We start from the raw sequence: 7,702 nt of genomic DNA, 5'->3' as shown, positions 1-7,702 counted from the left end.
TAGGCTTGCGCTTACTTCTAGTTGACGCGGGGTGGAGCAGCCCGGTAGCTCGTCAGGCTCATAACCTGAAGGTCACAGGTTCAAATCCTGTCCCCGCAACCAAATTAAAACAGCCCGGCCCAGCCCGGGCTGTTTTTGTGTCCGGCCGACCGTGACCATGGAACTCCCCTCATCAGCGCCCCGCAAGGAACCATAGTCGACGCAGTAGGACAAATAAGACTAAGCCTGTTCCAGCAACCAAATCAACAAAACGCCCGTCAGGCCAAAAGCCGGCGGGCGTTGCGCTTTTGGAGCATATGCCGTCGAATCTCCCATTGATGTAAGTTGTCACTGACATTTTCTATGCGACCGAAATTACCCCCCTGTTGCAGCGTCCTGCAGCAGATCGCCGTATTGGCGTCACGCCATGGTGCGGCCGCGCGATCGGTTTTTCTCGGCCGCCGCGAGCAAGTCGACGAAGGCGCGCACCTTGGCGGGCCGGAACCGGGCCGGCGGAAAGACGGCATGGATGCCGCCGGTGGGTAAGCTCCAGTCGGTAAACACCGGCACCAGCCGTCCCTCGGAAATGTCGTCGCTGACGCTGTAGTCGGGAAATACGCCCAGTCCGATGCCGGCGAGCGCGCAGGCATGGGCGGCGGGGCTCTTGTCGCACATGATGATCGGATTGAGTTCGGTCAAAACTGTTTCACCATCCCTGGTAAACAGCCATTGGCCGATGCCGCGCAGTTGGGCGTTGCCGACCCAGGCCAGCGATCTTGCCTGGCGTGGGCTGACGTCGGGCGGCAGGCTTGCCGCGAAGGCGGGGCTCGCCACCACGGTCTGGCGTATCGTGCCCAGGCGACGCGCCTGGTTGGAGGAATCGGCGAGCCAGCCGACGCGGATGCCGAGATCGATCTGCTCGTCCACCAGATTGCTGACCGCGTCGTCGAAGATCGCCTCGACGCGCATATGCGGATAGGCCTTCAAATAGGCGGCCATGACCGGGGCCACGATCTTGGTGCCGTAGTCTAGCGGCGCGGTCAGCTTCAGCGTTCCGCTCGGCTCGACCGCTCCTTGCGAGATTTCGCCATAGGCCGCCTCAGCCTCGCGAAGGATGATCATCGCGCGATCATAGAAGAGGCGCCCTTCTTCGGTCGGCGTGACGCGCCGTGTGGTGCGCTGCAGCAGCGTCGCGCCCAGTTCCTCCTCGAGCTTGCCGATCTGGTGACTGACCACCGCCTTGGCAACACCAAGCCGGTCAGCCGCTGCGGTGAACGAGCCGGTTTCCATCACCGTGGTGAAGTAGGCAAGACGATTGAGGTTCAGAAGTTCGGCCAACGCGACAGCCTTTTGTCTGACTGGATCAGACAGTTTGTATTATTGGACGCTGTTTATCGCAAGGCTGTCGCCTGTCATGGATGCGCCAACACATTCGACCGGTCGGTGGCCGGTCTTTCCGCACCGGGATGGCAGCGATGGTGAGCAATTCAGAAGTGACCTACCTCTTCGATCCGCTCTGCGGCTGGTGCTATGGCGCCACCCCGATGCTGCACAAGCTCTCGGCCGGCGACGTGCGTGTCGAGCTGCTGCCGACCGGCCTGTTCTCGGGTGCCGGCGCGCGTCCGATGGATGAAGGTTTTGCCGCCCACGCCTGGGCGAACGATCAGCGCATCGAGCGGCTCACCGGACAGAAGTTCACGCAGGCCTATCAACACAACGTCCTCAATGTCCGCGGCACCTTGCTGGACTCCCACGCCGCCACACTCGGCATCAGTGCTGCCGGACTGGAAGATCCCTGCCGTAGGCTTTTCGCGCTGAAGGCGATCCAGCGGGCGCGCTATGTCGACGGCCGCGATATCGTGACGATCGACGGCGTTGCCCAGGTGCTCGCCGCCGCCGGCATGAGGGGCGCCGGCAACCTGCTGAAGGCGCCGACGGAAGAGCTGATGACGGCCCACCACGAGCTGGTCGGCCGTGGCCGCGCGCTGTTCCAGCGCCTGCATGCCGATGGCGTGCCCGCTCTGGCGGTCGTGCGCAACGACGCGCCCCGGCTCATCGGTTCGAATGCATTGTTCGGCAGCTTCGACAACCTCGTCGCCCACATCGCGGCATGATCCATCCGCCAGCAATCTCCAACAAGGAAACGGAAAAGACATGGCAAAAGTCGCTCTCATCGGCGCATCAGGCGCTGTCGGTTCGCGCCTTCTCAGGGAACTCTCCGATCGCGGCCACACGGTCACCGGCATCGCCCGTAACCCGGAAAGGATCGCGGCGCTGCCGGGCGTGACAGCCAGGAAGGGCGATGTCTTCGACAAGGAAGGTCTCGCCAACCTGATCCGCGGCCATGATGTGGTGATCAGCGCCGTGCATTTTCTGGACAGTGATGCAGACGCGCTGATCGCTGCCGTGCGCGCCTCCGGGCTGAAGCGCTATCTCATTGTCGGGGGTGCCGGCAGTCTCGAAGTCGCGCCCGGCAAGCTTCTGGTCGATACGCCGGAATTCCCGGCGATCTACAAGGCTGAAGCGCAGAAGGGCACCGACTTCCTGGACAGGCTGAAGACCGTCGGTGACCTCGACTGGACGTTCCTGTCGCCGTCCGCCATGTTCATTCCTGGCGAGCGCACCGGCCAATTCCGCCTCGGCAAGGACACGCTTCTTGCTTCGGACAAGGGCAGCAGCATTTCGTTCGAGGACTACGCCATCGTCATGGTCGACGAGATCGAAAAGCCGGCCCACGTCAGGCAGCGCTTCACCGTCGGCTACTGATCGAACGAAGGCTCAACCGATCCCGGCCGATGCCAGGCGCATCAAGGCTTCGCGGACATCGACACGCCGATAAGATTCGCTGACGACGCCGTCCTTTCTCAACTCTTGGCGGCGGCGTTCGACGAAGGCGCGTTCCTCGCTGGTCAGGTCGTGCTCGCGCTTACGGAGCCATTCCTGGTAGGACGGATCAACCTCCTTGACCGGCTTGGCAACCGTCGAAACCGAAGCCTGCCGGCTGTCGGTGTAGCGACGCCGCAAGGCGCTGTTGGGATTGTATTCTGTTCGTTTGTCGTTGCCTGAAATGATGAGATCGGGATCCACTACGCGGCCCGACGCGCTGTAGACGAATGCCGAAGCGATGCGGTCGAGCGCCGCGTCGACCTCCTTCGGCCGATGCACGACCTCGCGCGGCTGGCGATCGGGAACGGCCAGCCGGGTGATGCCGCGATCATTGATGGCGTTGAGAACCTCGCGGTGATCGCGCGAGGTGATGACCTCGCGCCGGGCAGGCCAGAAATCGTAGGGCGCGCGCGCACCGAAGCCCTTGCCGATGTGGAAGGCATAGATTTCCGGGTAGACGGTTAGTTCGGTGCGTCGGCTCGGTTTGACGTCGTAGAATGAGGTGATGGCGATCTGCAGCAGATGGGTCGCGCCGATACCACCAAGCGCATCGTCGATCACCAGGCCGAACCGGTCATGCGGATTCCAGTCCGGCAAGGCCTGCGCGATCGACGCCGGCTTGCCGTCGATCTCGACGTCGAACATCTCGGCCTTCAGCAATGTCACGACATGCATTGTCGTCTCCCCTCAATGAGGCGTTGTCCGCCGATTCGCGCACCCGATCAGAGCAAGGGCCCGACTGTCATCTTGTCAGGCTTCTTTCGAACAGCGTCGGCGTTGCCGACGTCCTTCAGTTCGGTGAGGCGCGTCCAGCATCGTCTGCCTCCTGATCGCCGGCCCTGTTGGTCAGCGCGATGTGGCAGCAGCCGGAGCCGTGGCCTGGCGTCCAGGTGACGTTGTCGAAACGCACGCCCGTCGCCTCGAACAGGCCGCGGTCGAAGGCGCCGGCAATGCGGCAGAGCGTGGCAAGTTTCTCGTCACTGAGCCCGGCCTCGACCCAGGCGTCCTTCAGCGGGCAGCGTTTGACCTTGAAGGCGATGCGGTTCTCGCTGCGTTCGACATCGGTTGGATACATGCGGCCGCCGTCAGGGCTGATGGCCAGGAAAGCTTCTCCGATCGCGCGCGCATCGTTGGCGCCGAAGCTGGCGAAGGCGGCCGCGGCCACTTCCTTGCCACGCTGTTCGATGGCGCGGATCATGATCGCTTCGGCTCGTTCCGCGCCTAGCTCTCCGGTCAGTTCTTCGAGGAACAGACGATAGAGATCGGCGCGGTTGCGAAAGGCGGAATCTAGTTCGCGCGACAGCTTTTCGGCTCTGGCTTTGGGGTCGGTCATGTTGGGTCCTGGTTTGTAGTTTGACCATGATCTTGGGCCGAAAACCGGATTTCGCTTTTCGCCGGCGCGGTCCTTCGGTTCGGGATCATGTTCGGGTCCTGTTCAATTTTGGCGCGGCCGCCACCAAAGCTTTGCCGATGGCAGATTGCGGCGCGTCGATGACGGTCCGGGCATCGCCGCTCTCGACAACCTGGCCGACGTCGAGGAGGACAATGCGGTGGGCGATCGCCCGGACGACGCCGAGATCATGTGAAATGAAGAGATAGGCGATCCGTTCCTGACGTTGCAGATCGAGCAGCAATTCAAGGATCTGCCCACGCACCGAGACATCGAGCGCCGACACCGCTTCGTCGAGCACGATCAGCGACGGCTTTGTCGCGATGGCGCGAGCGATGGCGACGCGCTGCCGCTGGCCGCCGGAGATTTCATGGATGGCGCGCAGGGCGATATCAGCGGTCAGCCCAACGCGCTCCAGCAAGGCGGCGATGCGGCGCGGGCGCTCGGCGCGGGCGGCGATTCCATGGATACGCAAGGGGTCGTCGAGCACACGCGCCACCGTGGCGCGCGGGTTGAAGGCGGCAAGCGGGTCCTGGAACACCATCTGCAGGCGGGCGCGTCGCGCCCTGAGTGCTGCACCACTCAAAGCCAGGAAATCATTGCCTTCGAATTCGATACGGCCTGCATCCGGTTCGATCAGCCGCAGCACCAGCCGCGCGATCGTCGATTTGCCGCTGCCGGACGGTCCTGCCAGCGCCAGCGTTTCGCCGGGGTCGATATGAAAGGAGACATCGTCGACGGCGGCAATGGTCTTGCCGCCGCGACGGTAGCTTTTGGTGAGGTTGGAAACCGTGAGCAAGCTCACGCGTCGAGCCCGGCTCGGTTGAGCAGCGGCGTGGCGTCGAGGCCGATATGGGCATCGAGCAGCGTACGCGTATAGGCTTGGGTTGGCGCACCGACGATCTGTGCCGTCGGGCCGAGCTCGAGCAGTTCACCATAACGGAACACTGCAATGCGTTCGGCAAGCTCGGCTGCCAGCGCGATGTCGTGGCTGATGAACAGCAGCGTCATGCCGTCCTCTGCCACCAGCCGCCGGATCAAGGCGACGATCTCGGCCTGCACGATGGTGTCGAGCGCGCTGGTCGCCTCGTCGGCGATCAGCAATTTCGGACCCGCCGCAATCGCGGCGGCGATCGCCACGCGCTGCTTCTGGCCGCCAGAGAGCTGATGCGGGAAGGCCCGTAGCGCTGAGTCCGGGTCCGGCAGGCGAACCCGTTCAAGCAAGCTCTTTGCCTTCGCGTACGCCTGCGACCATGTCAGGCCGAGATGTGTGTATGCCACTTCCGCGATCTGCTTGCCGACAGTCATGACGGGATCGAGGCTGGCGGACGGATCCTGGAAGACGAAGCCGATGTCTCGGCCGCCGGGGGGTCCCTTGGCAAAAGAGGATGGCGACGATGGCAAGAGCCAGTCAATGCGGCCTTCAATCCGGGAAGACCGCGGCAACAGCCCGGCAATCGCCAATGCCAGCGTGCTCTTGCCCGAACCGCTTTCGCCGAGGATAGCGAGGCGTTCACCGGCGACGATGTCGAGGCTGATAGTCTTCAGCGCCGCCACCTCGTTGCCGTCGCGGCGGTAGGTCACCGTCATGTCGCGGATGGAAGCCAGCGCGGTCACGACAGGCCCCTTCTTGTGACTGTCGTTTCGACGATGCCTTCACCGGCGAGATAGACACCCAGTACCGTCAGCATCAGTGCGATGCCCGGGACGATCGACAGGAAGGGTGCGGTGCGCAGCACGGCGCGACCTTCGGCGATCATGCCGCCCCAGGTCACCCGGTTGGGATCGCCCAGGCCAAGGAAGGACAAGGCTGCCTCGGTGAGGATCGCGGCAGCGACGATCACCGAGGACATCGCCAGCACGGGCGGCAAGGCGTTGGGCAGCACCTCGCGAAAGGCGATCGCCAGCGGATGCATGCCGATGACCCTGGCACCGGCAACGTAATCGCGCTCCCGAATGGAGAGGACTTCCGCGCGGGTGACACGTGCCGGGCCGGTCCATGTGCCGAGCGCGATGGCAATCACGACGATGTCGAGCGACGGCCCGACGACGCTGACGAAGGCCAGCGCCAGTAGGAAGCCAGGCACGGTCTGGAAAGCGTCGGTGATGCGCATCAGCACCTCGTCGACCAGGCCACCGGCAAAGCCGGCCAGAGTGCCAACCACAGAGCCGATGGCGAGCGCTGCCGCCGCTGCCGCGAGCCCGACGGCGAGCGAGGTGCGGGCGCCGTGGAACAGCTCGGCCAGCACGTCACGGCCAAGCCGGTCGGTGCCGAACGGCAGTGACCAGTCCTGAAACGGCGGCAGCAGCGCTGGCCCGGCGATGGCTTGCGGGTCGCCGGGGAACAGCAGTGGCGCCGACAGCGCCATGGCAATCAGCGCCGTCAGGAGGATGGCGCCGGCGACAGCCTCGGGCCTGCGCAGGAAACGGCGGGGCGAGCTCATGCGCCGGCCTCGCCGGCGCCGACTCGCGGATCGAGAAAGGCATAGGCGATGTCGACGAGCAGGTTAATGACGATGACAAGGACGGCGCTTGTGAGAATAATCCCGAGCAGTAGCGGGGTATCCCGCGCGGCCACCGCTTCCTGCGCCAGCCGGCCGAGGCCGGGCACGGAAAAGACGCTTTCGATGACGACGCTGCCGCCAAGCATCTGCGCCGATTGCAGCCCGAGCATGGTGACCAGTGGCAAGAGTGCGTTGCGGGCGACGTGGGCGAGCACGATGCGGCGGCGCGACAACCCCCTGGCGCGGGCGGCAAGCACAAAATCCTGCCGCCAGACTTCGGCCATGCCGGCACGCATCATGCGCAGATAGAGTGCCAGATAGATGAAGCCCAGCGCCGAAACCGGCAGGACGAGGTGGATGGCGATGTCGGCGGCGCGGTCGAGGCCGGCCTTGTCGGACGCCAGGGTCTCGATACCGCCGATCGGCAACCAGCGCAGGTCGACGGCAAAGACGACGATCAGCACCAGGCCAAGCCAGAAACCCGGCACGGCATAGAGCGCCAGCGAGCCGATCGACAGAAAGCGGTCGCGGACGCTGCCCGGCCTTGCGCCGGCACAGATGCCGAGTGCCGAGCCCAGCCCAAAGGAGAGCGCGGTGGCGCTGACCATCAACAGCAGCGTGGTGGGCAGCCGCTCGAGGATCACGTCGCGGATCGGCCGGGAGAACGTCACCGACTGGCCCAGATCGAGATGCAGCAGCGCCCAGAGATAGTTGGCCAGCCGCGTCAGCTCCGACTGGTCGAGGCCCCAGCGATGACGCAGGAGTTCGATCATGCCGGCGTCGCCGCCGGTCGAGACGATGTAGGCGTCGACCGCATCGCCGGGTGCAGCTTCGAGCAGCATGAAGGTGCCGACAACGACGATCAGCAGCACGAAGATGCTGCCGACCAACCGACGACGAAGGAGAATGAGGGCGCGGGTCATGGCGGCCTCGATGGCAGGGC

The 7,702-nt window shown here is 64.4% G+C and carries 9 protein-coding genes and 1 tRNA gene; 3 read left to right on the top strand and 7 right to left on the bottom strand.

Annotation, left to right across the window (positions count from 1 at the left end; all coding sequences use genetic code 11):
- The first annotated feature begins 25 nt into the window (after positions 1-25).
- Positions 26-102, top strand: a tRNA-Met gene (locus AC0ZT5_RS18850).
- A 297-nt stretch (positions 103-399) separates the two neighbouring features.
- On the opposite strand, the gene AC0ZT5_RS18845 is transcribed toward AC0ZT5_RS18850, so the two are convergent.
- On the bottom strand, positions 400-1,317 hold the full coding sequence (locus AC0ZT5_RS18845) for a LysR family transcriptional regulator (RefSeq protein ID WP_488497641.1): 918 nt from the start codon (positions 1,315-1,317) through the stop codon (positions 400-402).
- 140 nt (positions 1,318-1,457) lie between these two features.
- Between AC0ZT5_RS18845 and AC0ZT5_RS18840 the strand changes: the two genes are divergently transcribed.
- Both AC0ZT5_RS18840 and AC0ZT5_RS18835 read left to right on the top strand, forming a co-directional pair.
- A complete protein-coding gene (locus tag AC0ZT5_RS18840) occupies positions 1,458-2,093 on the top strand; it encodes a DsbA family protein (RefSeq protein ID WP_488497647.1) in 636 nt (211 codons plus the stop codon).
- A gap of 40 nt (positions 2,094-2,133) precedes the next feature.
- Entirely contained in the window at positions 2,134-2,745 is a 612-nt protein-coding gene (locus AC0ZT5_RS18835) for an NAD(P)-dependent oxidoreductase (RefSeq protein ID WP_488497640.1), read from the top strand.
- Positions 2,746-2,757: 12 nt separating this feature from the next.
- On the opposite strand, the gene AC0ZT5_RS18830 is transcribed toward AC0ZT5_RS18835, so the two are convergent.
- The 6 genes from AC0ZT5_RS18830 to AC0ZT5_RS18805 form a co-directional block, all read right to left on the bottom strand.
- Entirely contained in the window at positions 2,758-3,540 is a 783-nt protein-coding gene (locus AC0ZT5_RS18830; protein WP_488497639.1) for a hypothetical protein, read from the bottom strand.
- Between the two features lie 115 nt (positions 3,541-3,655).
- Complete coding sequence (locus AC0ZT5_RS18825; RefSeq protein WP_488497638.1) at positions 3,656-4,198, bottom strand: L-2-amino-thiazoline-4-carboxylic acid hydrolase; 543 nt, start codon at positions 4,196-4,198, stop codon at positions 3,656-3,658.
- An 85-nt stretch (positions 4,199-4,283) separates the two neighbouring features.
- On the bottom strand, positions 4,284-5,060 hold the full coding sequence (locus AC0ZT5_RS18820; protein WP_488497637.1) for an ATP-binding cassette domain-containing protein: 777 nt from the start codon (positions 5,058-5,060) through the stop codon (positions 4,284-4,286).
- The gene (locus tag AC0ZT5_RS18815; RefSeq protein WP_488497636.1) at positions 5,057-5,872 is read right to left on the bottom strand and encodes an ABC transporter ATP-binding protein; all 816 of its coding nucleotides are present in this window, start codon (positions 5,870-5,872) and stop codon (positions 5,057-5,059) included. The genes AC0ZT5_RS18820 and AC0ZT5_RS18815 overlap by 4 nt, the downstream gene beginning before the upstream one ends.
- Positions 5,869-6,699, bottom strand: coding sequence for an ABC transporter permease (locus tag AC0ZT5_RS18810; RefSeq protein ID WP_488497635.1), 831 nt, complete (start codon positions 6,697-6,699; stop codon positions 5,869-5,871). The genes AC0ZT5_RS18815 and AC0ZT5_RS18810 overlap by 4 nt, the downstream gene beginning before the upstream one ends.
- On the bottom strand, positions 6,696-7,682 hold the full coding sequence (locus AC0ZT5_RS18805; RefSeq protein WP_488497634.1) for an ABC transporter permease: 987 nt from the start codon (positions 7,680-7,682) through the stop codon (positions 6,696-6,698). The genes AC0ZT5_RS18810 and AC0ZT5_RS18805 overlap by 4 nt, the downstream gene beginning before the upstream one ends.
- Positions 7,683-7,702 lie beyond the last annotated feature (20 nt).

The sequence above is a fragment of the Mesorhizobium sp. CNPSo 4670 genome (assembly GCF_057784235.1).
This window is presented reverse-complemented; position numbering and strand designations above follow the sequence as displayed.

Excerpts from the sequence above, each read along its gene's own strand:
- AC0ZT5_RS18810 (WP_488497635.1), bottom strand. The coding sequence starts at position 6,699 with ATGAGCTCGCCCCGCCGTTTCCTGCGCAGGCCCGAGGCTGTCGCCGGC.
- AC0ZT5_RS18830 (WP_488497639.1), bottom strand. The coding sequence starts at position 3,540 with ATGCATGTCGTGACATTGCTGAAGGCCGAGATGTTCGACGTCGAGATC.
- AC0ZT5_RS18805 (WP_488497634.1), bottom strand. The coding sequence starts at position 7,682 with ATGACCCGCGCCCTCATTCTCCTTCGTCGTCGGTTGGTCGGCAGCATC.
- AC0ZT5_RS18825 (WP_488497638.1), bottom strand. The coding sequence starts at position 4,198 with ATGACCGACCCCAAAGCCAGAGCCGAAAAGCTGTCGCGCGAACTAGAT.
- AC0ZT5_RS18835 (WP_488497640.1), top strand. The coding sequence starts at position 2,134 with ATGGCAAAAGTCGCTCTCATCGGCGCATCAGGCGCTGTCGGTTCGCGC.